Here is a 23,987-nt window from a genome sequence, read left to right on the forward strand (position 1 = left end):
CGTCAACTGCGGGTTCGTCGTGGCCGGTCGCGCCCACGCGGCGGAGCCGCACATGTATCAGCCCCGCGCCCCTTCGGGGCGCGATCAGCCCTCCAACGTCTTCCCCACCCGCCGTGACACCCGGAACTCGTACAGGTCCAGCACCCCCGGCGGCTCCGCCAGGCCCGGGCCGCCGGCCCGGACCCACGCCGCGATGTCGGCCAGCGCCTCGTCGTCGTTGACGAGCCCCAGCCACACGGGCCGCCCCCCGGCGGCCCGCCCCGCCGCGGACGGCTGCACCACGACCACGTTGGCCTGGTCGCAGACGTCCAGGCACTCCGACGCCCGTACGTCCGCCGCCCCGCCCAGCGCCTCGCGCAGCCGGGGTATCTGCCCGCCGTGGTCGACCCCGGGCACCTTCGCCGGGTCGCCGCAGCAGCAGCCGCGGCACACGGTGATCCGGCAGGGGGCGGGGGACGCCTTCTTGGTGATCATCCGGCCGATGATACGCATCGCGGAATACCGAAAGCCCCGGCGCAGCCGGGGCTTTCGGACGCTGCGGACGGCGCTGCGCCGTTACTCCTGCGCCTCCGCCGCCACCGGCTTCGGGATCAGGAAGGACGTCCCGATCGCCGCGGCCATGATGACCACACCGGCGATCATGCTGGCGACGTACCCGCTCGCCGACGCCGGGTCGGACGGCTGGGCCGCGGTCTGCACGGCGAACAGCAGGGCGAAGCTCAGGCCCGCGCCCAGGTTGAACGCGCCCGCGTTCAGGCCGGGCAGGAAGCCGGGGTTCTCGTTCGGGGACAGCACGATGCCGAGCCCGTTGAGCACGATGTTCGCCACGCCCGCGTAGGCGATGCCCACGAGGATCGACGTCGCCAGCAGCATCGGGCGCGAGTGCTCCGGAATCGTGACGATCATCAGGACGACGGAGGCCACCGACCCGACGAGGCCGATCCGCAGGACGCGCCCGTAGCCGAAGGTGGCGGCGAGGCGGCCGGCGACCGGGCCCATGGCCAGGCCGGCGAGGGCGTACGGGGTGAGGGTCCACCACGCGGACTGCTCGGCGGTCATGCCGAGGCCGGCCTTGGCGTCCTGGGCGAAGGCCGGGATCAGGCCGTTCATGACGGCGAACACGCCGGTCATGGTGAGCGTGGTGGTCAGCAGCGTGGCCCAGGTGCCGCGCTGCTTGAGGTGCCGGGTGGCGACCAGCGGGTGCCCGGAGCGGCCCTCGACGCGCCAGAACGCGGCGAACGCGGCCGCGGCGACGACGACCAGGCCGGCGACCAGGCCCCAGTTCGCGGCGGCGAGCTTGCCGGCCTCGTTCAGGGCGACGAGCAGCGAGCCGACCGAGACGACGAGGAGGCCGACACCCGGCCAGTCCATCCGGTCCGCGCCCTCGACCCTGGACTCCGGCGTCATGGTCGCGGCCAGCACGGTCGCGATCACGGCCACCGCGGCCATGGCCCAGAAGACGGCCTGGAAGCCGTGCTTGTCGGCGAGGAAGCCGCCCGCGAGGGAGTCGATGCCGGCGACGCCGCCGTTGACGGCGGTGAGCATGCCGAGCAGGGTGCCGTACCGCTTGGGCTCGGTGACCTCCTGCCGCAGCATGATCAGGCACAGCGGGACGGTCGGGCCCGAAGCACCCTGCAGGATGCGGCCCACGAACAGCATGGGCACGCTGCCCGCCAGCGCCGCGACGACGCAGCCGACGGCCATCAGGGCCAGCATCCCGGCCAGCACCTTGCGGCGCCCGACGACGTCGCCGAGCCGCGGCAGGAAGAGCGAGAACAGCGCCGCCGAGGTGAAGAAGGCGGTCTGGGTGAGGCCGACCTCCGCGGAGCTCGCCCCCAGGCTGTCCTGGATGTTCTTCAGCGCGGGGCTGAGCATGCTGGCATTGAGCTGGAACGCAATGCAGGCCGTGAGAAGCGCGGTGACCAGCACGCCCACCCGGACGGTGCGGCCCGTCGCGGGATTGCCGGCGGTCCGGTCGGTGAGAGAAACGTTCATGCCCTGACGCCCGTGTGATGTGGATCCGAACACACAGAAAAACCCCAGCTGAGCTGGGGTTTCTTCATTCTGTGAGTGTCCGAGGGGGGACTTGAACTCTCGCCTCGGGCACCGGCTCGCAGGGCATCTGACCTGCGGAAACAACAGCTTTGGGGCCCTTCCTGTTCCCCCATGATACCTGGCTTTTCCTGCGGGTTTCGGACCGTTCCTGACCGCTGTTGGTCACGCGTTGGTCATGTGACCAACCAGTGTCAGGGCAGGTCAGGCACAGAGATGCGGCCCCGCCCACAGCCACGAGCACCGCGAGCGGGGCCAACATCACAGGGGCCAGGAGTCGGCTGGATCATCCAGCCATGCCCACTGCCCCTTGGCTGTCACCGTGAGGCCGAAGCGCGTGTGGTCTGGCGTGCCACGGTCCATCCACCATCGGTAGGCCGCTTGTACCTCGTCCCACAGTCGGCGCGGGCCCGACTGCCAGACGCGCGCAGTGTCCTGGTCGCGGAACTGGACGCATGCCCATGAGCGGTCCGCCAGCCCGTAGAACCAGACAGGCCGCGCCCCGTCGCGCTTCTCGGCGACGACGTTCACGCACTGTCGCACGCGAAGCCCCAGGGCGAAGTGCTGGGGACTGAACCGTTCCCCGACGAACTCGGCTTCCGTGATCGTTGTGGACGACTCATCGCCATCGGCCACGCTGCCCGGAACATAGTCCCGGTGCACCACGGGCGAAAGGCGCTGAGACCGGAGTTTCATAAACTCCACCGGCCCCGTGAACCCGCCCGACGCGCTGTCGCCGTCGTTGGCGACGACCAGCCGGGCCACGGCATCGCTGTTGCTGTAGTGCGTCCCCCACGGGGCCACGATCACCCCGGCGGGTCGGCACTGCTCCACCCACGCGAACGGGATGGACCGGAGACCGCAGGTCGCGATAATCCTGTCGTACGGCGCCGCTTCGGCGTATCCGTCGAAGCCGTCGCCGTGGATGACCCGGGCAGGAAGCCCGAACTGTTCGAGGGCCACCCGTGCCGACTCCGCCACGGCCTCGTCCACTTCCACCGTGACGACATTTTGCGTGCCAAGCCGGTGAGCCAGCAGCGCGGCGTTCCACCCCGTACCGGTGCCCACCTCCAATGCCCGGAGCCCGGGGTGTACGTCCAGATCCTGGAGCATCCGGAAAACGACGCTGGGCATGGACGCAGAAGAGGTGGAAACCTCGCCCGGTTCTGTCCCGGTGTGCTTGCCGTCGTCCCATTGAGTGACGATGGGAACGTCAGCGTCCGCGTACGCCTGCCAGTCCTCTGGGGCTTCCTGCACGGACACGGCGATACTCCGCCCAACGTTCATGTCGAAGGGCCACATTAGTTCGGGCAGGAAGGCGGAACGGGGCACCTCGACGAAGGCGGGTGCCCAGTCCTCTGAGAGGACGCCCGCCGACATGAGGACGCGCCCCAGCTCCGTGCGGCTGGGGCGCTCCTGGTGTGCGTTCATGGTCACTACCGGACGGCCTTCTTGGGCGGGTTGGGCACGCCGGGGCCGCCATCAGGGGTGGGCGGCAGGTGCGGCCCGGGGTAGGGCTCACCCGGCAGTTTGTCCTTACCAGCATCGTTGTTCCGCAGAATCACGCTCATCGTGCCTCCTTCGCTGTGCCGGAACGGGGACCGCCCCCGTACCGTCGTGCGTTGGTGCCCCGGCCGGCCGCCGACGCGGCACGGTGACCGACCGGGCGTCGTGCCCTGCCCCTCTGTCGGGAAGAGGTGGCACCGGCGGAGGGGCAGGAGTCTAGAAGCGGGTGGGGCCGCCGTGGAGAGCGAGCCAGACGACACCGACACAGACGGCCACGAGAAAGACCGCGGCGAAGGCGCCTTCGAAGATGCCCGACCAGTCCACCCAAGTGCCCCTACGGGGCGCCCGGTGCGGACGCCGTGTCACACCGCGTCCTTATGAGGCATGCGTGCTTCGTGATCGGCCCACGACTTCCGATATTCGGCGGCGTGCGCGCGGTATCCGGCAGCCTCGGCAGCGTCGATAGCGCTCTGGTACCGGCGGCAAACGCTGCACTCATCTCGGGTCGGGCAGATGGGCGGCCCGCTCGCATGCGCCACGGGGGGCACGGGATCCAGGCCCCACATGGGCGGGGGAATCATCATGAGCGCCCCCTCACCGGGGCCAGGGCCTCCGCCGACGTGTCACTGTCCGGCGGGTGAGGCAGGGCCAGTGGCTCGGGCACCTCGGTGACCCCGCCCACGTGTACCAGGAAGGCGCGCCGCGACACGGCGTCGGTGAGGTGCCCCTGGTCCTGTGTCACCCCCGCCTGCCTCCGCTCGTCGACAGAGGCCAACCTCAGCGCTTCTGGTCGCGCGTCCCACTCACGCCCACCGCCCGGCGGGCGCAGTTGGACGTACGGGCCTTCGTCTCCCATGAGCTGACCCACCTTGCCGTGCTGCGCGTCCACCAACCACGAACCAACGCGGTAAGTCATCAGCTCCGGTGGCGAGTTCATGATCACTGCTCCTCATCTCCCTTGCCATGTAGGCAACATGGCGGCTCGGGGAGTGCTCAGAATGCTCCCGAGAGACAGCAGTTTGCAAGACTCAAGCATGCAAGTCTCAGAAGATTGACGCCCGTTGCGGAACGAGCGTCCTGAGCCTTACATTCCGAGTGTCGAGAGTCCTTCATGTGAAGGACAGGAGGGGGCGGGCGATGTCGGACGGACCCACAGGCTCAACCGTGCCGCGCAGGCAACTGGGTCGATATCTGCGCGATCTACGCAATGAGGCGCGTCTGACAGTGCGAGCAGCGGCGCGCAAACTGGAGCGGGCGGAGGCGACTATATGGCGCATCGAGACAGGGCAGACGTCACTACGAAGCCTCGACGTCGAGATGATGTGCAAGGTGTATGGGGCTTCTCCGGAAATCACCGAGGTCCTGAAAGCGCTAGCCAAGGAGACCAAGGCAAAAGGGTGGTGGCACGCCTATGGTGATGTCATCCCCGAGGGATTCGATCTGTTCATTGGTTTGGAGGAGGCAGCCGAGAGGCTGGACTGGTATGAAAGCGACCTAATGCCGGGGCTTCTCCAAACGGAGGAATACGCGCGCACGATCATCAGGTGCCACAGTCCTAACGAAGAAGCAGAAGAGATCGAACGGCGGGTACAACTCCGAATCACCCGTCAGGTGCTACTCACCAGGGCCACCTACCGGCCGACCCTCAACGTCGCTTTGAGTGAAACAGTGTTGAGGCGCCCTGTCGGCGGGAATGATGTCATGGCAGGGCAGCTTGCGCACTTGGCAGAAGTGAGTGAGTTGCCCAACGTGACGATCAAGGTGGTACCGCTCAGCGCTGGGCTGCACTCGGGCGTCATGTCGGGACCGTTCGGCATCCTGCGCTTCCCGCGCAACGCTGACGGCAAGGAGACCGAGCCTCCCACCGTCTACGTGGACGGCTACACCGGCGCCCTCTACTTGGACAAGACAACCGAGATTGACCAATACGACTCGGCGTTCAAGGACATCTGGAACACGGCGCTAGACGAAAACGAATCAAAGCGCCTCATCATCGAAGTGGCAGGGAACTATGAAGAAGGCTGATCTGACCAATGTGAACTGGCTCAAGTCCAGTTACAGCAATGGGAATCAGGCATGCATAGAGATCTCCCGAGAGATCCCCGGCGTTGTCCCAGTCCGTGACAGCAAGGCCCCCCAGGGGCCTGCCCTGATCTTCGCGTCGTCGTCATGGTCGGTGTTTGTCACCGAGGTCCAGGCTAGGGAACTCCCTACGCTCTGAAACAGTGCTGCGAAAACACGTGTGCCCCGGCCTGAATGATCCAGGACCGGGGCACTGTGGATTGGTTATAGCAGGGCACGGAACGGGTTCTCAGCCAGCATCGGAGTCGAGGGCGGACGAGGCGACCGCTTCTTGGGCGTGAGGCCGGAAGGGGGCACCAGCCGGAGGCGCGGACGTTCGAGAGGCTCGGTCTGTGCGTCCGGTGCGGCTAGGTCCACTACGGTCTGCTGAGCCGGCCGTGACGTGTCGTGTGAGGAGTCGTCTGGGGTGAGGGTGAAGACGACGGCCGGGCGTCCGCCGTTGCCGAGGCGCTCCGTGCGAACCGTGATGCCGGGCAGGGACTTGACCTCAGCGGCCGTCGCTCCCACGAACGGCAGGATCTGAGTGGACGTTGCCCGGCCGCCGTGCATTTCGATGCGGGCGCGGACCTTGTCCGCGAGGCTGGGCGGCTGACGCTTGGTCGTCGGTGTGGTGCCGTCCTTGGTGATGCGGACGGCGTCCTGGACGGAGCGGCGTACGAGGGTGAAGGCGGCGAACAGCATGTCGTCGGTGATGGTTTCGGAGCATTCGGAGGCGGCGAGGCAGGCCGCGAGCCGGAGGGTTTGTTCGGCCGTGCGCTCGATGAACACCGCCTGTCCCTCCGGCAGGGTCTCGCCCAGGATGCGCGCGTACCGGCGGACGGTCCGCCACAGGGGTCGGGCGTCCTCGGCGAGGGTGATCACGCGGGGGCGGGCGGTGGCCCAGGCGTAGGCGTCGGACAGCTCCATGCCGTCCACGGTCGGCAGGCTGATGCGGTCGTCGTCGAGCATCGGTACGGAGGCGAGGAGGAAGGGCAGGATGCGGTTGTACGAGCCCCCGGCCGCCTCGGATTCGCCCACGTACTTGGCCCAGTCGGACGGCGTGATGTGCGCGTGCAGAACCATGGCAGGATCGCGGACTTCCTGAGCCTCTTCCTTCGTGGTGTTGCGCAGCGTCGCCCCGTCCCACGCGGCCCGGAGTTTGGTGGTGAACGACGGGTCACGTTTGACCCGCTTCAGCACCTCCGTCCACTCCTCCTCGATCACCAACGTCCGTACGTCCCGGCCGGGTTCGGTCTCGGCGGTGGCTTCTTGCTGCTCCCACAGTTGGTGTACCAGGCTCGCGCCGGAGGTGATCCCGGATGTGGTGTGTGTGGCCAGGAAGCGGCCGAGGGGCTTGTCCAGGACGTGAAGCGCTGCCCGCAGCGCGGTTCCTTTGCCCCTGCCCGTTCCGGCTGCCAGGGCCGACCACAGGAGCACGGGGCGAGCGGAGCCGCGGGAGGAGACCTTGACCGTTCCGCCGATAGCGGCCGACCACATCGTCAGGGCAGCGACGTACACCCCCAACGGGTCCGTTTCCAGGAACGGGGCGATCTTGCGGACGGCGTGGCCGATGGGACCGTACAGAACGGGGGTGTTCATGCTGCCTCTGTCTCATGAAAGGTTAGTTGGGTGGCCTCTGGCCGGGGAGGCCGGGCGCACTCTGCGCCCGGCACGGTAGGGGTTGTGCTCAGGCCGCTGCCGCATTCCCCTCGGATGCGTCCCGGTGGGCCAGCTCGTAGGTGTGGCGCACCTGCATCGGGACACGTCCCTGTGCGGGAAGGTTCGGCCACCCGTTCTTGCGTGCCCACGCTCGGACCAGCCGGTTGCGCTCACGGTCGCTCATCCCCGAGCCGACAACCTTGGCAGGCTCGGGAAGCGGATCACCACCGGCGAACTCGCCAGCCAGGACAGCCGACTTGAAACAGCCCGGCTCGCGCACGTCCATGCACGGGATGCCGCGCTCGGAGGCGTCCCGCAGCTTGTGACCGTTGCGCTCCCCGCCCTCACCCAGGATGAGCAGCACGGTGGAGTCATCCGCGCGTCCGACCACTTCATAGCCTGCGTTGCGCATGGCCTCACGGGCTGACTCCCAGTTGTAGCCCGGAACTTCACCCGCCAGCATCACGGACCGCACGGGCTCAGGCTCGTTCGCTTCCTCGTTCGCGTCGTTCGCGTCGCACTCCGCCACGGTGGGCGACGGCTCAGCCACGGGCACAGGTTCGGAAGCCGTCGGGGCCGCGTCGGCAGGAGCGCCCTCCGGTGCCCCCAGGGCGTCAACGAGGTACCGACCGAAGGTGACGTTGTGCTCAAGGCACAGATGCCACACGGAGTCCCCGAGAGCCAGCGTCTTGGTTGCCTCCACCTCTGAGCCGTCACGAGCGATATGAGCATCGCAATACGTGTACTCGACGGGCACAAGAACGGTCTTACGCATGGGCGCACGAATCCTTAGATAGGGCGGAGCAGTGAAGTCTCAGCAAGCGGCCGGAGTGACTCTCTGACGGCCTTCGCACTCAGTGGTGCGGCGTGAGATCAACTCTGCCGTTCCTGTATCACGGAATGGTAACGTACGGATATCTAGACCATTACTCTCGTGAATTCAGCAATGGGGGTAATGGTTTTAGTTAACCGGAAAGCACCCACCAGGGGTGCCTCCCTTCCATCGAATGTTTGCCAATCAATTTTCAGCATTCAAGGCACGATTCCGGATCGTGTCGGCGGCCGTCGCTCCACGGTTCTCCAGCGCCGCCTGTGGCCAGCCAGGCGACGTGCAGACACCAGGCCAACCAGCACTCTGAGCAGGTGCTACGGCACTCGGCACCCTCCTGATGTCCTTGCGCCTCCCCGGTCCGGGGCGGTGCGCCGACGTTCTGTCGAGCCCGGCGTCGGGCAAGCTTCTTACTCACTTCCCATCACCCACCCGAGAACGCGCATTCCCTCTGGGGTGAGTCCGAGAGCCTTGGTCAGATGCCGGTATTCCATGTGCTGAGTGTTCGATGCGGAACCTGTCAGGATCGCGGACCAATAGACCACCACGGCCGCCACGATTCCGGCCGTGGAATCGTCCCACTGAGACGCTTGCGGGGTCTCCCACAATTCTTTCCAATGCGCCATTTCATGGTCCGACCATTCCCGGCCTTCCGGGAGGTCTGGCACGGGCAAATCGTGGTCGATCGGCAGGACGGTGAGTTTCTGTGCCTCGCGGTAGCGGGAATGGGGAGAGTGCGGGTTACGTGGCTTGGGCATGGCGGAGCCTCCAGAACGGTCATGGTGGGTAGCAGCCGGCACGGCGGAGCACGAACGGAACGGGAGCGCTCACAACGCGCATCGGGCTTGAACGAACAAAGAAACCGGGGCTTCCACTGAAATGGTGGAAGCCCCGTTGTGGGTTAGGCCAGCTTGAGGCCGACCGAGCGTCGCTCGTCCAGGACACACGAGCCCACGTACGCGTCCATGATGGAGCGCTGGTTCAGAGAGTCATCGTTGAAGGTCATCAGCCAGCGCATTGAGTAGCCCTGATGACCGGCGGACGCGGAGAACTCGCTACGCACGACAGGCGGGGAGCAGACGGCCATGGCGAACGCCGAACCGACGTAGGCAACGGCAGTCTTGTCCGCCAGAAACGGCGAGTAGACGACGGTGAAGCCGTAGGCTTCTCCGATGATGCCGCCGCGCAGGGACTCATCCGTCCCGGCCTGGGCAACCTGAGAGAAGTTGTCGTCCTTCAGCAGGACGTTCTTTACGTCCGGGGAAACAGCCAGCCAACGGCGGCCCGCCGTACGACTCTTGTCCAGAACTGTGCCCGCGTCGATGATCGCATGCCGGGGCTGCGTAGCCTTCATGGGGATCAGGCCTGAAGCGCCCTCGGCGGTCCGCTGGTTCATCGTGTTCGCGATGTTCTGTTCCAGGTAGTCACCGACTCCCGCGGACTGGGGGAGTGTGATCTGCTGCTCGAAGGTGTAGAGGTCGAAGCGCATTTCCTTGTCGGTGATCTCGACCGCCGACAGTGCATGGTCGGTGATCTCCAACTCAATGGTCGTGTCCTTGACCGGCTGCACCATGCTGTTCACGGAGCCGTTGAAGTTCGCGGCCTTCAGTACCTCGGGGCGGCGAATGCGGACCTTGGTACCGACACCGCCCCGGAAATCTTCCTCGGCGTCCCGGTGCACGGTGTGAGCCAGACCCTTGAATCCCACCAGCATTTCCAGGGCCGTGGCCGCGACGATCTGTGAAATGGCAAAACTGTTCTCGGAATGGACAGCGTCCTGAAGCGTGATGGACTTCTGATCGGACATGGTGTTCTCCTCCAGCTAAGAATCAATCAATGGGAATGGGTGGCACGGTTCTAGCGGACCGCTGCGCGGGCTTGCACAGAGGTCATCAGAGAACGCCCCGCACCGGGCTCTGCGGCCCGCATAGCTTCGGCAACATGGAGAGCTGCCACCATCACGTTGCGACCTTCAGAATCGAACGTTCGACATTCCTGGGCAGCTTGCTCAACCAGCGAGGAGACCGGAATGCGAAGGTGGTGGGCCATGCGTACGAACGTGAGGAGATCCGGCTTACGGGTGCCGTCCTCGTACCGGTAGACGGTGGTGGCAGCGGTGCCGAGCAGGGCAGCGAGGTGGGACACGGACAGGCCGAGGCTGGTACGGCGGGCCTTGGCTCGATGACGGTCGTAAAGGTTCACGGCATACTCCAAACCATTTGGTGAATCAACAGGCAAAAAAGAAGACCCCGGCCACTGCAAGGCGGCCGGGGCAGGAGGCATTGTGAAGGAAGCTGTCTCACCTAATGCGTCGGTGAGATCCAAGCTAGAACCACCACTGAAACTCGAAACTGGGATGGAGGTCACATTCTCGGTAACGGGATAAGCGTGCTCGCCTTGGCCGGTGGACATCCGGGAACGAGAATGGCCAGTCCTGAGAGACTGGCCATCTCAATCTGTGCTTGACCTGCCCAGGATCACTCGATAAAAGTCACTCGGTGGGAGTCCCTTGGTGGGACTCCCTCGGTAAAACATCACTAGGTAGTACGTCAGCGTGACATGTGGTCATAATCCCTGGCCCTGGCTCGCACGTCCTTGAAGCTGTGACCGTGGCCGTGTGCGGGAATCGTCAGCCAGTGAATATCACAGTCGCCCTTCCCTCTGGACTTGTGCTCGACCCACAGCCACCCGTGCTCGCGCCCGTAACGGATGGCGCGGCCCACCGTGCTCAGTGATGCCCCGGAAGTCTCGGCTATGAGTTCCTGCGGGGCTCGCAGGTCTCGGCCAGTGTCGAAGGTGGCGAAGAATGAGGCCGCCGCCAGCACATGCTTGTACTTGCCCGGAACCTCAGGGCAGTTCCACAGGGACCGTTCCCATTCATAGCGGATGACAGATCGTGGCGCAGGCAGCGAGCTGGCCAACTCCTCTTCGCCGATTTCCATCGCGGCCCGCTCGGCCGGCCGTGACTCTCTGCGCCGGGCGGCTGGTGCTATCGGCTCTACCACCTCCCAAGCCGCGCGCTTCCCGAACGGGCTCTCCTCCAACATCACTTCGCTCCCTGCCCGTCCAGCCAGCGGTCCAGGTCCGCCGGGCGGCAGCGCAGTGCCTGACCCACTTTTCGGAAAGGCAGCTCGCGCTTGCGCCAGTTCGAGTAGACCCACGATTCGGGCACGTTCAGATAGTCGGCAACGTCTTCAACGGTCATCAGCTTAGCCACAAGAGCCTCCAGGAAAAGAAAGACCCCCGAGAAGCCTCGGGGGCCATCGAAGTATGAAATTGGTTGGAACTTCCGTCAGTTGGATGTGTCCGCATCCGGCAGGGAGTCGAGAACTTCTCGGGCCTTGTCGCTCAACTCCCCGCCCGCTTTGCCTGTCAGCGAACTAAGGAATCCGTCCCGGCGCGCCTTCTTCAGGTGGTCTCTGACGGTCTCCGGCCGCCGCTCGATCAACTGGGCCAACCAGTCGGCAGGGCGTACGGCGCCGATAGCCGTCATCTGGACGTACACAGCCGACAGCGCGGCCAGATACAGCGTCGTCACTCCGTCCGTGGCGAGGAGTCGCCCGGCCGTCCTCCCCGCCTCCTCAATCTGCCGCGTGACCTTCTGTGCCTTCTCCTCCAGGCTCGGGGCTGCTGCCTGCGCCTCCTTGACCGCTCCCCCGAGGTCCAGCCTGCGGAGCACGGTGGTGGAAATGCCCCGCACCACATCGCGCGCGGGGGCGTTCTCCGCTTTCTCGATCGTGATGCGCTGCGGGCCACCCGTAACCGGACCGCTCGGCCACCACATCCGGATGTCCCATGCGCCTTGGTGCTGGGTGATCTCAAACCCGCTCTTGTCAGCTTCCATAACAAGACAGTACCACGGAGGGTGGTCCACCATCAGTTGACAGATGCTGGTGGGTCGTGATCAAACTGAGGCGCCGAGGCGGCAGAGCCCGGCCCGGTACGGCACACCACCGACCGGCAGAGCCGACAGAGAGGGCGCCACCACCCGTGGCAAAACGCGGAAACGGACTCGGCAGTACCCCCGTGGAGATCAAGCGAACGGGACGGCCGAACACCTGGGGCGTGCGAACTCCACTCCATTTCGACAAGTCACAAGGGAAGAAGGTCCGTTACTGGATAGACCGGGATTTCAAGACCAAGACCGAGGCGGAGAGAGCGCTTCGCAAGTGGATCACCGACTACGAGGCCGGGAAGGTCGCGGCCCGCTCGGACATGAGCCTGGGTGACTGGCTGGACAAGTGGCTGGCGAACCACAGGAAGGAGGGGACGACGATGGCCGGGTACGAGGCGAAGGTTCGTCTGCACATCAAGCCGCACATCGGCGGCGTGAAGCTGTGTGAGGTCACAGACGACACCCTGGACGACCTGTACCGACTGCTGGAGACCGCACCCTGCCCGACCAACAAGGGCAAGCCGCTCGGGGCCAAGAGCGTCCGGCACGTGCACAACATCCTCTCTGGGGCCCTCGGGGCAGCCGTCCCGAAGCTGATACCGACGAACCCGGCCTCCACGGCACACCCGCCCACGCAGCGGCAGATCAGAGCCCAGGAGTCGAGGTATCCGACGCTGGACGACGACCAGTCGAGCCGGTTCCTGTCGGCAGTGTGGGAGCCCTGCGGCAACCGGGCCTGTGACGGTGGCCTGACCCATCACTGCCTCCGGGACGCGCCCCTCTGGAGTGTGTACGTCGCCACGGGCGTGCGGCGCAGCGAAGCCCTGGGCATGAAGTGGTCCCTCGTCCGCTGGGACGAGGGCGCCATCGAACTGGGCTGGGTCGTGGTGGAGGAAGGCAACTCCTACCGGCTGCGAAAGCTCACCAAGGACGGCGACGACAACGCGGTGATCTACGTGGATCAGTCCGTGATGAACGTCCTGAAGTGGCAGAAGCAGCGCCAAGACGCCGAGCGGGAACGCCTCGGGGATGCCTGGGTGGACCACGACCTGGTGTTCGCCCGGGACGGCTTCAAGCTCTACCGGGGCGAGGCCGGAGGCCCCCAGGACCCGGAGAAGGTCTCCGCTCGCTGGCGGACCCTGCGGACCCGGCTGAAGCTGCCCGAGGAGTTCCGCATCCACGACTGGCGGCACAGCAAGGTCACAAACGACCTGGAGGCCGGGGAGAACCCCGTAGAGGTCTCCGCTAATGTCCGGCACCACTCGCCGGGCTACACCATGGCCCGGTACGGGCACTCACGGAAGGACGGAGCGCGGCGCCTGGCCGCCTCCGGAGCAGGCCGGATCGGCCTGTCATCCCTGGTCTGACCAGGAAGTTCGCTGGGCCGTTGGTCACGTGGTTGGTCACGCCACTGCCCAGAAAAGCAAAAAACCCCAGGTGAACTGGGGTCTTAGCTGGTGTCCGAGGGGGGACTTGAACCCCCACGCCCGATAAAGGGCACTAGCACCTCAAGCTAGCGCGTCTGCCATTCCGCCACCCGGACCGGGTGTTTGTCTCTGCGGGGTGTTCCCCGCGGCGACAGAGAAAACAATAGCAAACATCCGGGGGTGCTCGATCACCCGGCCGGGCGAGGGGCCCGGGGCCCGGCCGGAGCCGTTCGTTGCGGGCTGATGTCGGCAGTATTGCGGCCTTGGGCTGCGGGAACGGGCGAGAGAGGATGGCGGGTGTACCCAGGGCCGGGGGCCGTCCGCAGTCGGGCCCCGGCCGATGAACCACGAGGAGGCAGCGTGAGCGAGTCGAAGCCGGCCCCTGGCGGAGGCACGGGGGCGGGGAGCGCCGAGAGCGAGGTCGTCGACCTCTGCCGTGATCTGATCCGGATCGACACCAGCAATTACGGCGACCACTCCGGACCGGGGGAGCGTGCCGCCGCCGAGTACGTGGCCGAGAAGCTCGCCGAGGTCGGGCTCGAGCCGCAGATCTTCGAGTCGCACAAGGGCCGCGCCTCGACCGTGGCCCGCATCGAGGGCGAGGACCCGTCCCGGCCCGCCCTGCTCATCCACGGGCACACCGACGTCGTCCCGGCCAACGCCGACGACTGGACCCACCACCCCTTCTCCGGCGAGATCGCCGACGGGTGCGTCTGGGGTCGCGGTGCGGTGGACATGAAGGACATGGACGCGATGACGCTCGCGGTCGTCCGCGACCGGATGCGCTCGGGACGCAAGCCCCCGCGCGACGTCGTGCTCGCCTTCCTCGCCGACGAGGAGGCGGGCGGCACCTACGGCGCCCGGCACCTGGTCGACAAGCACCCCGGGCTCTTCGAGGGCGTGACGGAGGCGATCGGCGAGGTGGGCGGCTTCTCCTTCACCGTCAACGAGAACCTGCGGCTCTATCTGATCGAGACGGCCGAGAAGGGCATGCACTGGATGCGGCTCACCGTGGACGGCACCGCCGGCCACGGCTCGATGACCAACACGGACAACGCGATCACCGAGCTCTGCGAGGCGGTCGCCCGGCTGGGGCGGCACGAGTTCCCGGTGCGCGTCACCAAGACCGTGCGGTCCTTCCTGGACGAGCTCTCCGACGCGCTCGGCACCCCGCTCGACCCGGAGGACATGGAGACGACCCTCGCCAAGCTCGGCGGCATCGCCAGGATGATCGGCACCACGCTGCGCAACAGCGCGGCGCCGACCATGCTCGGCGCCGGCTACAAGGTCAACGTGATCCCCGGGCAGGCCACGGCGCACGTCGACGGCCGGTTCCTGCCGGGGTACGAGGAGGAGTTCCTCGCCGACCTCGACCGGATCCTCGGGCCGCGCGTGCGGCGCGAGGACGTGCACGCGGACAAGGCCCTGGAGACGAGCTTCGACGGCGACCTCGTGGAGGCGATGCAGTCGGCGCTGAAGGCCGAGGACCCCATCGCGCGCGCCGTCCCCTACATGCTCTCCGGCGGCACCGACGCCAAGTCCTTCGCCGACCTCGGCATCCGCTGCTTCGGCTTCGCCCCCCTCAAGCTGCCCCCCGAGCTGGACTTCGCCGGGATGTTCCACGGGGTGGACGAGCGGGTGCCCGTGGATGGTCTGAAATTCGGGGTGCGCGTGCTCGACCGCTTCCTGGATCAGTGCTGAGTCGAGTACCGAACAAATGCCACTCTGCCCGATCTTGGCGCTTTCGTAGCCGGAAAGAGTGAATGGGCTCGTGGCGACGTAGCCCGATTGCCTCCGTGTCGTTACAGGTGTGCGGTCCGCGGCTGGGACCGCATGCCAACAAGGAGGAATCCATGCTCAAGAAGGTCGCCGCTGCTGCGGCTGCCACCGGCGGTCTCGTGCTCGCGGGCGCGGGGGTGGCTGCTGCCGGCACAGGTGCCCAGGGCGCTGCCGTGAACGACCCCGGAGTCGTCTCCGGCAATGTCGTGCAGGTTCCGGTGCAGGTTCCGGTCAACGTGTGCGGCAACACGGTCAACGTGGTCGGGCTGCTGAACCCGACTCACGGCAACGTCTGCGTCAACGAGTGACGTTGTGCCCCCTTCCATGAGGGTTTGAAGGAGGGCGGCTCCGAAGCGCGCGCCATGCGCTTCGGAGCCGCCGGGGTTTCGATGAGCCGTCGGCTGTGCCGCTCGGTTTTCGACATGGCAAGAAGCGCAAAAAGCAGCAGAGGGGCAGAAGCAATGCGACAGGTCTCCAAGAAGGGCCTGCTCACCGTAGCGGCGGCGAGCGGGGTACTCGCCGTCACCGGCGGCTACGCACACGCGGACACCGGCGCCGAGGGCGTCGCCGCGCATTCCCCCGGTGTCGCCTCGGGCAACACCGTCCAGGTCCCGGTCCACGCTCCGGTGAACGTCTGTGGCAACACCGTGAACGTGATCGGCCTGCTCAACTCGGCCTCGGGCAACACCTGCAGCAACGGCGGCGGTCACGTCCACCGGGGGCACGAGGGCCACAAGGGCCACGGCAACAAGGGCCACGAGGGCCGTGAAGGCCACGAGGGCCACGGCGCGGGCCTCGGCCTCGCCGCGGGCAAGGCCGAGCACTCGCCCGGCATCGCCTCGGGCAACGTCGTGCAGGTGCCGGTCAGCGTTCCGGTCAACGCCTGCGGTGACAGCGTCGGCGTCGTCGCCGTCGGCAACTCGGCCGACGGCAACGGGTGCTTCAACGGCGGCGGCGACCACGAGCAGGGCGGCCCCCGCGGGCACGAGCCGGGTCACGACCACGGGCAGCCCCCGTCCGACGACTGCGACGACCACGGCCCGCACCACCCCGGGCACGGGCAGCACCACGGCAACCCGCCCTCCGAGGGCGGTCAGCCGGGCCACCAGCAGCAGCCCGCGCAGCACCAGCCGGGCGGCCACGCCCCCGGCGCGCCCGGCACGCACGAGGTCAAGCCCGTCACGGCGGTGAAGGGCGTGCACCGTGCGCCCGAGCAGCCGTCCACCATGGCGCAGGCCGGCACCAAGGCCGCCCAGCTCGCGCACACCGGTGCCGGCCAGGTCGGCATGGCCGGTGCCGCCAGCGCCGCGCTGCTGCTCGGCGGTGCGGTCCTCTACCGCCGCTCGCAGGGCGCGCAGGGCTGAGCCCGTACGTCACCGCAGCACGGAGCGGGCCCCGCAGATCGCGGGGCCCGCTCCTGCCGTGTCCTCACGGCCGTCCGCGCGCTCACCACGTGGCGCGCAGCTGGCGGATGATCCGCCGCCGCAGCCGCACCCTGCGGCTGCCGTCGGGATACAGGCGCAGGCGGTCCAACTCCCAGTGTCCGTACTCGGCATGATCGGTCAGCAGGCGCGTGGCCGCTCCTCGGGAGACCCCCCGCGGCACATACACATCACAGAATTCGTATTCCGGCATCGCATCTATTGTGCGGGAACAGCCCCGGTACGGATAGCGTCTGCAGTATGTCTGATGCTGCGCAGCCGACCGCTGCCGAGGTACGGGCCGCCGCCGAGGCGGTCAAAGCCGCTCTGGACCGCCACCTCGAGGCCGTAGAACGCCGTTCGGGCGAGGACGACCCGGCCGTCTACGCCGCGTTCAACGAGCTGGCCGCGACAGCCGAGGCGTACGACGAGCTGCTCTACGACGTCTACGACGAGGTCACCCCCTTCGAGATCCCCGGGGACGACAGCCTGCCCGCCTACGCGGGGCCGGAGGAGCCGAGTGCGCTCAGCGTGCTGATCCGCAGGGACTACGCGGTGGCCGAGCCCCAGCGGCTGCTCGCCCAGGCCCAGCGCGTCGCCGACCTCGACCCCGACGTCGACATCGAGGCGGACGCCGGGGCGGCCGGCACCGCGGCGGGCATCGTGGGCAGCAGTGTGCACGCGGCGGTCACGGTGCTCTTCGGGGAGTACGAGCCCGACGAAATCGCCTCCCGGCACAAGGAGTTCGGCCTGGAGGAGGGCGACTCCACGCTGTGGGTGGCCGCGGCCGACGGGCTCGCGGAACCGGGGGACTGGCTCTCGGAACCCTTCGAACAGCCCGAAGCGCAGCGGGTGATCTGCCGGTTCGACGTCAGCGCCGTCTTCGACGAGGAGCTCGACGACCTCGGCGACGACGCCTTCGACGACGGGATCGACGACGGCATCGACGAAGAGACCGACGAGGAGGCCGACGAGGAGGCCGGGAGCGAAGTCCGCGCCCGGCAGGGGAAGGGCTGAGCCCTCCCCCCACTCCTCCGGATCACCCGGCGGCGCGGTGCTGCGCCTCCAGCAGGGACCGCAGCCGGGTGGTCCGCTCCTTCGCCGGCACCTCGGCGACCGCCCGGGGCAGCGCCTGGTCGACACCGTGCACGACCGACAGATGACGCTCACCACGGCCGAACGCGGTGTACACCCACGACCGGGTCAACTCCCCGGCCGCATCGCCCGGCAGCACCACCACGGCGGCGGGCCAGCGCATCCCGGCGGCCTGGTGCGCGGTGACGGCCCAGCCGTGCCGCACCTCCTCGGGGACCCGCTCCGGCGGGACGACGACCGGGGTGCCGCCGCAGTCCAGGCGCAGCCCCTCGGCATCCGCCGAGACCACCGTGCCCGGGACCGCCCGGCCCGGTGCCGGGACGTGCACGACCCGGTCGCCCGGATCGAAGCCGCCGAACCGGCCGGGACCGGGGTTCAGCCGCTCCTTCAGCGCCGCGTTCAGTACGCGCGTACCCGCGGCGCCGCCGTGCCCCGGCGTGATGACCTGCGTCTGCGCGGCCGGCACGCCGATCGCCCGCGGCACGGAGTCCGCGACGAGCTGCACCGTGCGGTGCACCGCCTCGCCGGCGTCCCGCACGGGGACGATCACGACCTCCTTGCCGGGGGCCTCCACCCGGTTCAGCTCACCGATGCCGATGCCGGACACCAGCTCGCCGACCGGCCCCGGATCCGGCGTGCGCGACACCACGGCCGGGCAGACGCGCGACGCCACCACATCGGCGAACACCCGCCCCGCACCCGCCGACCACAGCACGCCCGGGTCGCCGCCGAGCACCAGCCGGGTGCCGTCCGCCAGGGACTCCACCAGCAGGGCCGCCGTCTCCACGTCCAGCTGGGGCGCATCGAGGACGGCGAGCAGGTCGAGCGCGAGCGCACCGTCCTCGTCCCGCCCCGGGCCCTCCCGGCCCGCCAGCAGGCCCGCCACCGTCACGGCGTCCGCCTCGCCCTGCTCGACGAGCCGGCGCCTGCCGTCCTCGGTGTACGCGGCGGCGCACGCACGCAGCCCCAGCGAACGGGCGGCGGCCACCAGCGCGACGGGCTCCGCACGGGCCGCCTCGCCGCCGCTGTGCGCCACGAGCCCGGAACCGGCCGCGGCACGCACGAGCTCGGCGGCGGAGGGGGAGGGGGCGGCCTCCGCGGCCTCCTCCCACTCCGAACCGGCCTCCGCCGGGCCGTTGTTGAGCAGCCGCGCCAGGCCGTCGGCGAGGCTCTCCTCGGCCATGGCGTACCGGTCGAGCCCCAACAGCAGCCGGACGTCGGCGGTTTCCTCCGCCTCCTCGTCCGCCTCGCCCTCCTGGAACACCAGCACCGCACCCTCGGCGATGGCGGCCTGCAGCGCCTCATCCGCGTCGGGCACGGAACGGCGGGCCAGTTCGGCGCGCAGGACCGAGGACTCCAGCACCGTGTGCCCCGCAAGCACTGCACGCTCCAGGAGCCACACCACGAGGGCCCGCGCCCGGCGCTCGTCCCCCGGACCGCACTCCGCCCCGAGCAGCGCCCGGGCGAACCCGTCGGCCTGCTCCGGACGGACGCCCGGCACCGCCAGCAACTGCCACGGATCCTCGCGCAGCACCTCGGCGGCCTGCTCGCCGAGGACCTCGGTCGCGGGCCCGGCGAACGACTCGGGCGCCCCGCCGGCGGCCAGCATCTCGCGCACCCCGGCCCCCGGGGGAACCGGCTGCCGCCGGACGGGCGCCGACGGGGCCGTCGGGGCCGCCGGGGTCCGGGCCGGCTTCGGCACGGGCCGCGCCGCGGGCCGCGCGGCGGGCTCGTTGAAGAAGGAGGCGGCCGACCGCTCCCCGCTCTCCACGGCCCGCACGGCGGCCGCCAGCGCCTCGGCGGCGGCGGACCGCCGCCCGCCCTCCGGACCCGGAGTCCCGTCGGCCTCCGCGGCAGTGGCTCCCTCGGCGGGGGAGCCCGTCTCGCTGCCGGCTGCTCCGGGCCCGTGCGGGGCGGCGCCGGACTCCGGGGCACCGGAGGCCCCGCGGCCGGCGCCTGTGGACGCGCCGCCCTGCGCCGGGTCGTCCACGGGCGCACCGGCACCCTCCGCGGCAGCGGAATCGGCTCCCTCGGCGGGGCGATCGGTAGTCACAGCGTGCTCCAGTCCTGGTCGGGATAGCGGTGCACGGGCGCCGACACGTCGTCGAGAGCCCTGCAGATCTCGTCCGGAAGCGTAAGGGCCTCCACTGACAACGCCGCCGCCAGCTGCTGCGCCGTCCGCGCCCCGACGATCGGCGCGACCACGCCGGGCCGGTCCCGGACCCAGGCCAGGGCCACGTGCAGGGGTGTCGTCGCCAGTCCGTCCGCCGCCGTGGCGACCGCGTCGACGATGTGCCCCGACGCCTCGTCCAGATACGGCGCGACGAGCGCGGCCAGCTGGTCCGAGGCGCCGCGCGAGTCCGCCGGGGTCCCGCGCCGGTACTTGCCGGTCAGCACGCCGCGCCCCAGCGGCGACGAGGGCAGGACGCCGATCCCCAGGTCCCGGGCGGCCGGCAGTACCTCGCGCTCGATGCCGCGCTGCAGCAGCGAGTACTCCATCTGCGTACTGGCCAGCCGGGTGCGCACGCCGGGCGCCGCGAGCTGCCAGGTGGCCGCCTTGGCCAGCTGCCAGCCGCAGAAGCCCGAGACCCCGGCGTAGCGGGCCCGGCCGCTGGTGACCGCGAGGTCGAGGGCCTGCAGGGTCTCCTCCAGCGGCGTGAACGGATCGAAGGCGTGCAGCTGCCACAGATCCACGTGGTCGGTGCCGAGCCGCTCCAAGGAGGCGTCGAGCGCGGCGAGCAGGTGCCCGCGCGAGCCGTCGAACCGCCGGTCGGGGTCGGGCACGCTGCCCGCCTTCGTCGCGATGACCAGGTCGCGGCGCGGGACGAGCTCCTCCATCAGCTGCCCGAGCAGATACTCGGCGCCGCCGTCCGCGTAGACGTCCGCGGTGTCGACGAGCGTGCCGCCCGCCTCCAGGAACGTCTTGAGCTGTTCCGCCGCGTCGTGCTCGTCGGTGTCCCGGCCCCAGGTCAGCGTGCCGAGCCCGAGCCGGGACACGCGCAGGCCCGTACGGCCGAGATGCCTGTACTCCATAGCGGGTGACCCTACTTGCCGACGCGACCGGGAAGAGGCCATGGCACATCACGAAGCCGGAACGGGTCCTGCCCGCCTCCGGCGCCCGGTGACGTAGCCCTGGTCGGCGCGCTACAGTCCCGGGAACGACGACGTTACTGATCGGTAGGGAGTGCCCGGATGTCTCGGATGCGGCTCGGAATCAACCTCGGCTACTGGGGAGCCGGGATGGACGCGGACAACCTGGCGGTGGCCCGCGAGGCCGACCGGCTCGGTTATGCCGTCTGCTGGGCGGCCGAGGCGTACGGCTCCGACGCCCCCACCGTGCTCTCCTGGGTCGCCGCGCAGACCGAGCGGATCGACGTGGGTTCGGCGATCTTCCAGATTCCCGCCCGTACGCCCACCATGACGGCGATGACGGCGGCGACCCTCGACTCGCTGTCCGGCGGCCGCTTCCGGCTGGGTCTGGGCGTCTCCGGCCCGCAGGTGTCCGAGGGCTGGTACGGGGTGAAGTTCGACAAGCCGCTCGCCCGCACCCGTGAGTACGTCGAGATCATCCGCAAGGCCATGTCCCGTGAGCGGCTCACCCACGAGGGGGAGCACTGGACGCTGCCGCTGCCGGGCGGCCCGGGCAAGCCGATCAAGCTGACCGTGCACCCGGTGCGCGAGCACATCCCGCTGTACATCGCGGCGATCGGGCCGAGGAACCTGGAGCAGACCGGCGAGATCGCCGACGGCGCCCTCGTCGTCTTCTTCGCCCCCGAGCACGCCGAGGAGACGACGCTCGGTGCGCTGCGCGCGGGCCGGGCCAAGGCGGGCAAGGAGCTCGACGGCTTCGACCTCGTGCCGACCGTCCCGATGGCCGTGGGCGACGACCCGGCCGCGCTCGCCGACCTCTTCCGCCCGTACACCGCCCTCTACGTGGGCGGCATGGGCAGCGCCAAGCAGAACTTCTACAACAAGCTGGCGCAGCGCATGGGTTACGAGAAGGAGGCGGCGGAGATCCAGGAGAAGTACCTCGCCGGGGACAAGGAGGGCGCGGCCGCCGCCGTGCCGCGGCAGTTGATCGACTCGACCACGCTGCTCGGCCCGGTGGAGCGGATCGCCGACCGGATGCAGGCCTATGCCGACGCGGGCGTGACGACGCTGTCCCTCGCTCCCGCGGGGTTCACACTGGACGAGCGGATCACGGCCCTGCGGACCGGAGTCGAGGCGCTGGAGCGGGCCGGGCTGGCGTAGGCGCGGACACTTCTGCGGCCGTGGTGGGGGCTCGGGGGAGGCTTCCCCGCCACGGCCGACACCAGCACAACGCCCGTACGCGCCACGGGTTACGGCCCCCGTTCGGCCGAGTGCATGCCGTCCCCTGTTGCCGCCGTTCATGCACGGCATTTGACTGGGATTTCGCGAATGTCATCGTGACGGTGCGGAGACGGAGGTGGCCGTGGTGCTCTCGGCCAGGAGTCTGTTCCAGGAGGTCCTCGGCGACAACGAGTCCTTCCGGCTCTTCTGCTCGATCGCCGCGAGCGGCGGAGCCCGGGGCGGCCGGCGGAACGGCCGGATCGCGGCCCTCGTCCCCGAACGCCACCGCACCCTCGCCCCCAAGATCGCCCGGCACGGCGCCGACGAGGACAAGCACGGCCGCATCTTCCGGACCCTGTTGCACAAGCGCGGCCTGGAGCCCGTCGAGGTGCCCCCGGAGACCGACTACACCATGCTCCTGGAGCGCCGCGGCACCGGCCTGCCGCACGACAGGCTGCGCGGCGAAAACCGGCTGACGGAACGGGACATCGTCGCCTACCTCGCCCACGGCAGGGTCACCGGGCAGCGCGCGGCCGACCGGATGGACATGCTCGTCGAGCACTTCGGCGACCACCCCGAGGTCGGCAGGGCCATCACCGTGATCTGCCACGACGAGAGCAATCATCTCGCCTACTGCCACGAGGAGTTGCTGCGCCTCGCCGCCGCCGGGCACGGCCGGACGATCCGCCGGGCCCTGCGCCGCAGCGCCCTCGCCGAGATCGCCGTCCACCGTGACGTGAGCCTCGCCGTGGTGCGGCACATGGGCCGCATCCTGTGCTGGCCCCGGAGCAGGTCCGCCGTCCTCGCGGCGGCCGTCCACGGGCTGTACGCCTACGAACGCCTCGTCGGATGGCGGCGGATGGTCACGCTGCGCATGCCGCACCGGCGCAACGCCCTGGGCGGGCCGGCGCCCCGGCACCCCGAATTCGTCTGACCGGCCCGGCTGTTGTCACAGCCAGCCGCGCCGTTTGAACATCCGGTACAGCCACACCACCAGCCCCGCCATCACCATGACCGCCACCGGATACCCCCACGGCTGCCGCAGTTCGGGCATGTGCGTGAAGTTCATCCCGTAGACCCCGGCGATCATCGTCGGGACCGCGGCCATGGCCGCCCAGGCCGAGATCTTGCGCATGTCGTCGTTCTGCTGGACGCCCATCTGCGCCAGGTGCGCCGAGAGGATGTCGGACAGCAGCCGGTCCAGGCCTTCCACGGACTCGTTGGCGCGGGCCAGGTGGTCGCTCACGTCGCGGAAGAACGGCCGGGACCGCTCGTCCGCGAACGGCAGTCCGGCGCCGGACAGCCGCGCGAGCGGCACGGTGAGCGGGACGGTCGCGCGCCGGAACTCCACGAGCTGCCGCTTGAACGAGTAGATTCGCGCCGCGGTGTTCTTGTTGTCGGTGCCGACCGGGGCGAAGACCTCCGCCTCCAGCTCGTCCAGGTCCGCCTGGAGGGCGGCCGCCACGTCGGTGTAGCGGTCGACGACCTCGTCGCTCATCGCGTACATCACCGCCGTCGGACCGTGCCGCAGCAGCTCCGGGTCCTGCTCCAGCCGTTGCCGCGCCCGGGCCGGCGTGCCGCCCCCGCCGTGCCGGACGGCGACGACGAAGCAGTCGCCGACGAACAGCATCAGCTCGCCGGCGGTGACGGTGTCCCGCTCGTCGTCGTACGTCACGGGCTTGAGGACCAGGAACAGCGAGTCGTCGTACGCCTCGAGCTTCGGCCGCTGGTGCGCCTTGAGCGCGTCCTCGACGGCCAGCGGGTGCAGCCGGAACTCCTCGGCCACCAGCGCGAACTCGTCCTCCGTGGGCTCGTGGAGCCCGATCCAGACGAAGGAGTCGCCCTGGCTGCGCGCCTGTTCCAGCGCGTCCGAGAAGTCGGCCGGGCCCTCGGCGCGGCGCCCGTCCCGGTAGATGGCGCAGTCCACGATCACGCAGGCATTCTTGCGTCTC

26 protein-coding genes and 1 tRNA gene are annotated in these 23,987 nt (G+C 69.0%); 9 read left to right on the forward strand and 18 right to left on the reverse strand.

The genetic code is table 11. The features are described from left to right. Nucleotides 1-84: 84 nt before the first annotated feature. The 5 genes from ACLHRZ_RS06405 to ACLHRZ_RS06425 all read right to left on the reverse strand — a co-directional run bounded on the left by ACLHRZ_RS06405 (nt 85) and on the right by ACLHRZ_RS06425 (nt 4,495). Nucleotides 85-474, reverse strand: coding sequence for a (2Fe-2S) ferredoxin domain-containing protein (locus tag ACLHRZ_RS06405; RefSeq protein ID WP_490417285.1), 390 nt, complete (start codon nt 472-474; stop codon nt 85-87). A gap of 81 nt (nt 475-555) precedes the next feature. Then, entirely contained in the window at nt 556-1,995 is a 1,440-nt protein-coding gene (gene uriT, locus ACLHRZ_RS06410; RefSeq protein WP_490417286.1) for a uridine transporter UriT, read from the reverse strand. Nucleotides 1,996-2,313: 318 nt separating this feature from the next. Continuing rightward, a complete protein-coding gene (locus tag ACLHRZ_RS06415) occupies nt 2,314-3,432 on the reverse strand; it encodes a methyltransferase domain-containing protein (RefSeq protein WP_490417287.1) in 1,119 nt (372 codons plus the stop codon). Between the two features lie 56 nt (nt 3,433-3,488). Further along, nucleotides 3,489-3,623, reverse strand: coding sequence for a hypothetical protein (locus tag ACLHRZ_RS06420; RefSeq protein WP_490417288.1), 135 nt, complete (start codon nt 3,621-3,623; stop codon nt 3,489-3,491). Between the two features lie 515 nt (nt 3,624-4,138). Next, complete coding sequence (locus ACLHRZ_RS06425; RefSeq protein WP_490417289.1) at nt 4,139-4,495, reverse strand: hypothetical protein; 357 nt, start codon at nt 4,493-4,495, stop codon at nt 4,139-4,141. A gap of 200 nt (nt 4,496-4,695) precedes the next feature. Here ACLHRZ_RS06425 and ACLHRZ_RS06430 point away from each other — a divergent pair, with 200 nt between their 5' ends. Together ACLHRZ_RS06430 and ACLHRZ_RS06435 are read left to right on the forward strand one after the other, a co-directional pair. After that, nucleotides 4,696-5,583 carry a helix-turn-helix domain-containing protein gene (locus ACLHRZ_RS06430; protein WP_490417290.1) on the forward strand — a complete coding sequence of 296 codons (888 nt, stop codon included), beginning with the start codon at nt 4,696-4,698 and terminating at the stop codon, nt 5,581-5,583. After that, on the forward strand, nt 5,570-5,779 hold the full coding sequence (locus tag ACLHRZ_RS06435; RefSeq protein ID WP_490417291.1) for a DUF397 domain-containing protein: 210 nt from the start codon (nt 5,570-5,572) through the stop codon (nt 5,777-5,779). The genes ACLHRZ_RS06430 and ACLHRZ_RS06435 overlap by 14 nt, the downstream gene beginning before the upstream one ends. Nucleotides 5,780-5,844: 65 nt before the next feature. Here the strand turns inward: ACLHRZ_RS06435 and ACLHRZ_RS06440 are convergent, their stop codons facing one another. From ACLHRZ_RS06440 to ACLHRZ_RS06475, 8 genes are all read right to left on the reverse strand, one after another. Further along, a complete protein-coding gene (locus tag ACLHRZ_RS06440; RefSeq protein ID WP_490417292.1) occupies nt 5,845-7,218 on the reverse strand; it encodes a DUF3987 domain-containing protein in 1,374 nt (457 codons plus the stop codon). An 88-nt stretch (nt 7,219-7,306) separates the two neighbouring features. Next, nucleotides 7,307-8,053, reverse strand: a complete 747-nt coding sequence (locus ACLHRZ_RS06445; RefSeq protein ID WP_490417293.1) for an Lsr2 family DNA-binding protein — start codon at nt 8,051-8,053, stop codon at nt 7,307-7,309. 464 nt (nt 8,054-8,517) lie between these two features. After that, a complete protein-coding gene (locus ACLHRZ_RS06450; RefSeq protein WP_490417294.1) occupies nt 8,518-8,865 on the reverse strand; it encodes a hypothetical protein in 348 nt (115 codons plus the stop codon). Nucleotides 8,866-9,008: 143 nt separating this feature from the next. After that, nucleotides 9,009-9,914, reverse strand: coding sequence for a phage major capsid protein (locus tag ACLHRZ_RS06455; RefSeq protein WP_490417295.1), 906 nt, complete (start codon nt 9,912-9,914; stop codon nt 9,009-9,011). Between the two features lie 50 nt (nt 9,915-9,964). Beyond that, nucleotides 9,965-10,432: a helix-turn-helix domain-containing protein gene (locus tag ACLHRZ_RS06460; protein ID WP_490417296.1), complete on the reverse strand. Its 468-nt coding sequence runs from the start codon at nt 10,430-10,432 to the stop codon at nt 9,965-9,967. A 224-nt stretch (nt 10,433-10,656) separates the two neighbouring features. Beyond that, the gene (locus tag ACLHRZ_RS06465) at nt 10,657-11,154 is read right to left on the reverse strand and encodes a hypothetical protein (protein ID WP_490417297.1); all 498 of its coding nucleotides are present in this window, start codon (nt 11,152-11,154) and stop codon (nt 10,657-10,659) included. Beyond that, nucleotides 11,154-11,324 carry a helix-turn-helix domain-containing protein gene (locus tag ACLHRZ_RS06470; protein WP_490417298.1) on the reverse strand — a complete coding sequence of 57 codons (171 nt, stop codon included), beginning with the start codon at nt 11,322-11,324 and terminating at the stop codon, nt 11,154-11,156. Before ACLHRZ_RS06470 ends, ACLHRZ_RS06465 begins: the two co-directional genes overlap by 1 nt. 75 nt (nt 11,325-11,399) lie before the next feature. Beyond that, nucleotides 11,400-11,951 (reverse strand): hypothetical protein, encoded by a 552-nt coding sequence (locus ACLHRZ_RS06475; RefSeq protein WP_490417299.1) that lies wholly within the window; start codon nt 11,949-11,951, stop codon nt 11,400-11,402. A 221-nt stretch (nt 11,952-12,172) separates the two neighbouring features. On the opposite strand from ACLHRZ_RS06475, the gene ACLHRZ_RS06480 reads away from it, so the two are divergent. Then, entirely contained in the window at nt 12,173-13,369 is a 1,197-nt protein-coding gene (locus tag ACLHRZ_RS06480) for a tyrosine-type recombinase/integrase (protein WP_490417300.1), read from the forward strand. A gap of 88 nt (nt 13,370-13,457) precedes the next feature. On the opposite strand, the gene ACLHRZ_RS06485 is transcribed toward ACLHRZ_RS06480, so the two are convergent. Further along, nucleotides 13,458-13,545: transfer RNA gene (locus ACLHRZ_RS06485), tRNA-Leu, on the reverse strand. Between the two features lie 244 nt (nt 13,546-13,789). On the opposite strand from ACLHRZ_RS06485, the gene ACLHRZ_RS06490 reads away from it, so the two are divergent. The 3 genes from ACLHRZ_RS06490 (at nt 13,790) to ACLHRZ_RS06500 (ending at nt 16,572) form a co-directional block, all read left to right on the forward strand. Then, on the forward strand, nt 13,790-15,130 hold the full coding sequence (locus tag ACLHRZ_RS06490; protein ID WP_490417301.1) for a M20/M25/M40 family metallo-hydrolase: 1,341 nt from the start codon (nt 13,790-13,792) through the stop codon (nt 15,128-15,130). A gap of 152 nt (nt 15,131-15,282) precedes the next feature. Next, entirely contained in the window at nt 15,283-15,516 is a 234-nt protein-coding gene (locus ACLHRZ_RS06495) for a chaplin family protein (protein WP_490417302.1), read from the forward strand. Between the two features lie 153 nt (nt 15,517-15,669). After that, a complete protein-coding gene (locus tag ACLHRZ_RS06500; RefSeq protein WP_490417303.1) occupies nt 15,670-16,572 on the forward strand; it encodes a chaplin in 903 nt (300 codons plus the stop codon). Nucleotides 16,573-16,654: 82 nt separating this feature from the next. Here ACLHRZ_RS06500 and ACLHRZ_RS06505 read toward each other — a convergent pair whose 3' ends face one another. After that, a complete protein-coding gene (locus tag ACLHRZ_RS06505) occupies nt 16,655-16,843 on the reverse strand; it encodes a DUF5703 family protein (protein ID WP_171080410.1) in 189 nt (62 codons plus the stop codon). 47 nt (nt 16,844-16,890) lie between these two features. Here ACLHRZ_RS06505 and ACLHRZ_RS06510 point away from each other — a divergent pair, with 47 nt between their 5' ends. Continuing rightward, nucleotides 16,891-17,646, forward strand: coding sequence for a hypothetical protein (locus tag ACLHRZ_RS06510; RefSeq protein ID WP_490417304.1), 756 nt, complete (start codon nt 16,891-16,893; stop codon nt 17,644-17,646). A 22-nt stretch (nt 17,647-17,668) separates the two neighbouring features. Here ACLHRZ_RS06510 and ACLHRZ_RS06515 read toward each other — a convergent pair whose 3' ends face one another. Together ACLHRZ_RS06515 and ACLHRZ_RS06520 are read right to left on the reverse strand one after the other, a co-directional pair. After that, complete coding sequence (locus ACLHRZ_RS06515) at nt 17,669-19,777, reverse strand: helix-hairpin-helix domain-containing protein (protein ID WP_490417305.1); 2,109 nt, start codon at nt 19,775-19,777, stop codon at nt 17,669-17,671. Then, a complete protein-coding gene (locus ACLHRZ_RS06520; RefSeq protein ID WP_490417306.1) occupies nt 19,774-20,757 on the reverse strand; it encodes an aldo/keto reductase in 984 nt (327 codons plus the stop codon). Before ACLHRZ_RS06520 ends, ACLHRZ_RS06515 begins: the two co-directional genes overlap by 4 nt. A 168-nt stretch (nt 20,758-20,925) precedes the next feature. Here ACLHRZ_RS06520 and ACLHRZ_RS06525 point away from each other — a divergent pair, with 168 nt between their 5' ends. Continuing rightward, nucleotides 20,926-21,975 carry an LLM class F420-dependent oxidoreductase gene (locus ACLHRZ_RS06525; RefSeq protein ID WP_490417482.1) on the forward strand — a complete coding sequence of 350 codons (1,050 nt, stop codon included), beginning with the start codon at nt 20,926-20,928 and terminating at the stop codon, nt 21,973-21,975. A gap of 205 nt (nt 21,976-22,180) precedes the next feature. Next, nucleotides 22,181-22,969: a ferritin-like domain-containing protein gene (locus ACLHRZ_RS06530; RefSeq protein ID WP_490417483.1), complete on the forward strand. Its 789-nt coding sequence runs from the start codon at nt 22,181-22,183 to the stop codon at nt 22,967-22,969. Between the two features lie 15 nt (nt 22,970-22,984). Here the strand turns inward: ACLHRZ_RS06530 and ACLHRZ_RS06535 are convergent, their stop codons facing one another. After that, nucleotides 22,985-23,968 (reverse strand): magnesium and cobalt transport protein CorA, encoded by a 984-nt coding sequence (locus ACLHRZ_RS06535; RefSeq protein ID WP_490417307.1) that lies wholly within the window; start codon nt 23,966-23,968, stop codon nt 22,985-22,987. Nucleotides 23,969-23,987 lie beyond the last annotated feature (19 nt).

It is taken from the genome of Streptomyces sp. AM25, from assembly GCF_058146165.1.

Bases quoted from the DNA above. Each gene is read 5' to 3' on its own strand.
- ACLHRZ_RS06405 (WP_490417285.1), bottom strand. From the start codon at position 474: ATGATCACCAAGAAGGCGTCCCCCGCCCCCTGCCGGATCACCGTGTGC.
- uriT (WP_490417286.1), bottom strand. From the start codon at position 1,995: ATGAACGTTTCTCTCACCGACCGGACCGCCGGCAATCCCGCGACGGGC.
- ACLHRZ_RS06415 (WP_490417287.1), bottom strand. From the start codon at position 3,432: ATGTCGGCGGGCGTCCTCTCAGAGGACTGGGCACCCGCCTTCGTCGAG.
- ACLHRZ_RS06420 (WP_490417288.1), bottom strand. From the start codon at position 3,623: ATGAGCGTGATTCTGCGGAACAACGATGCTGGTAAGGACAAACTGCCG.
- ACLHRZ_RS06425 (WP_490417289.1), bottom strand. From the start codon at position 4,495: ATGAACTCGCCACCGGAGCTGATGACTTACCGCGTTGGTTCGTGGTTG.
- ACLHRZ_RS06430 (WP_490417290.1), top strand. From the start codon at position 4,696: ATGTCGGACGGACCCACAGGCTCAACCGTGCCGCGCAGGCAACTGGGT.
- ACLHRZ_RS06435 (WP_490417291.1), top strand. From the start codon at position 5,570: ATGAAGAAGGCTGATCTGACCAATGTGAACTGGCTCAAGTCCAGTTAC.
- ACLHRZ_RS06440 (WP_490417292.1), bottom strand. From the start codon at position 7,218: ATGAACACCCCCGTTCTGTACGGTCCCATCGGCCACGCCGTCCGCAAG.
- ACLHRZ_RS06445 (WP_490417293.1), bottom strand. From the start codon at position 8,053: ATGCGTAAGACCGTTCTTGTGCCCGTCGAGTACACGTATTGCGATGCT.
- ACLHRZ_RS06450 (WP_490417294.1), bottom strand. From the start codon at position 8,865: ATGCCCAAGCCACGTAACCCGCACTCTCCCCATTCCCGCTACCGCGAG.
- ACLHRZ_RS06455 (WP_490417295.1), bottom strand. From the start codon at position 9,914: ATGTCCGATCAGAAGTCCATCACGCTTCAGGACGCTGTCCATTCCGAG.
- ACLHRZ_RS06465 (WP_490417297.1), bottom strand. From the start codon at position 11,154: ATGTTGGAGGAGAGCCCGTTCGGGAAGCGCGCGGCTTGGGAGGTGGTA.
- ACLHRZ_RS06475 (WP_490417299.1), bottom strand. From the start codon at position 11,951: ATGGAAGCTGACAAGAGCGGGTTTGAGATCACCCAGCACCAAGGCGCA.
- ACLHRZ_RS06495 (WP_490417302.1), top strand. From the start codon at position 15,283: ATGCTCAAGAAGGTCGCCGCTGCTGCGGCTGCCACCGGCGGTCTCGTG.
- ACLHRZ_RS06500 (WP_490417303.1), top strand. From the start codon at position 15,670: ATGCGACAGGTCTCCAAGAAGGGCCTGCTCACCGTAGCGGCGGCGAGC.
- ACLHRZ_RS06505 (WP_171080410.1), bottom strand. From the start codon at position 16,843: ATGCCGGAATACGAATTCTGTGATGTGTATGTGCCGCGGGGGGTCTCC.
- ACLHRZ_RS06510 (WP_490417304.1), top strand. From the start codon at position 16,891: ATGTCTGATGCTGCGCAGCCGACCGCTGCCGAGGTACGGGCCGCCGCC.
- ACLHRZ_RS06520 (WP_490417306.1), bottom strand. From the start codon at position 20,757: ATGGAGTACAGGCATCTCGGCCGTACGGGCCTGCGCGTGTCCCGGCTC.
- ACLHRZ_RS06525 (WP_490417482.1), top strand. From the start codon at position 20,926: ATGCGGCTCGGAATCAACCTCGGCTACTGGGGAGCCGGGATGGACGCG.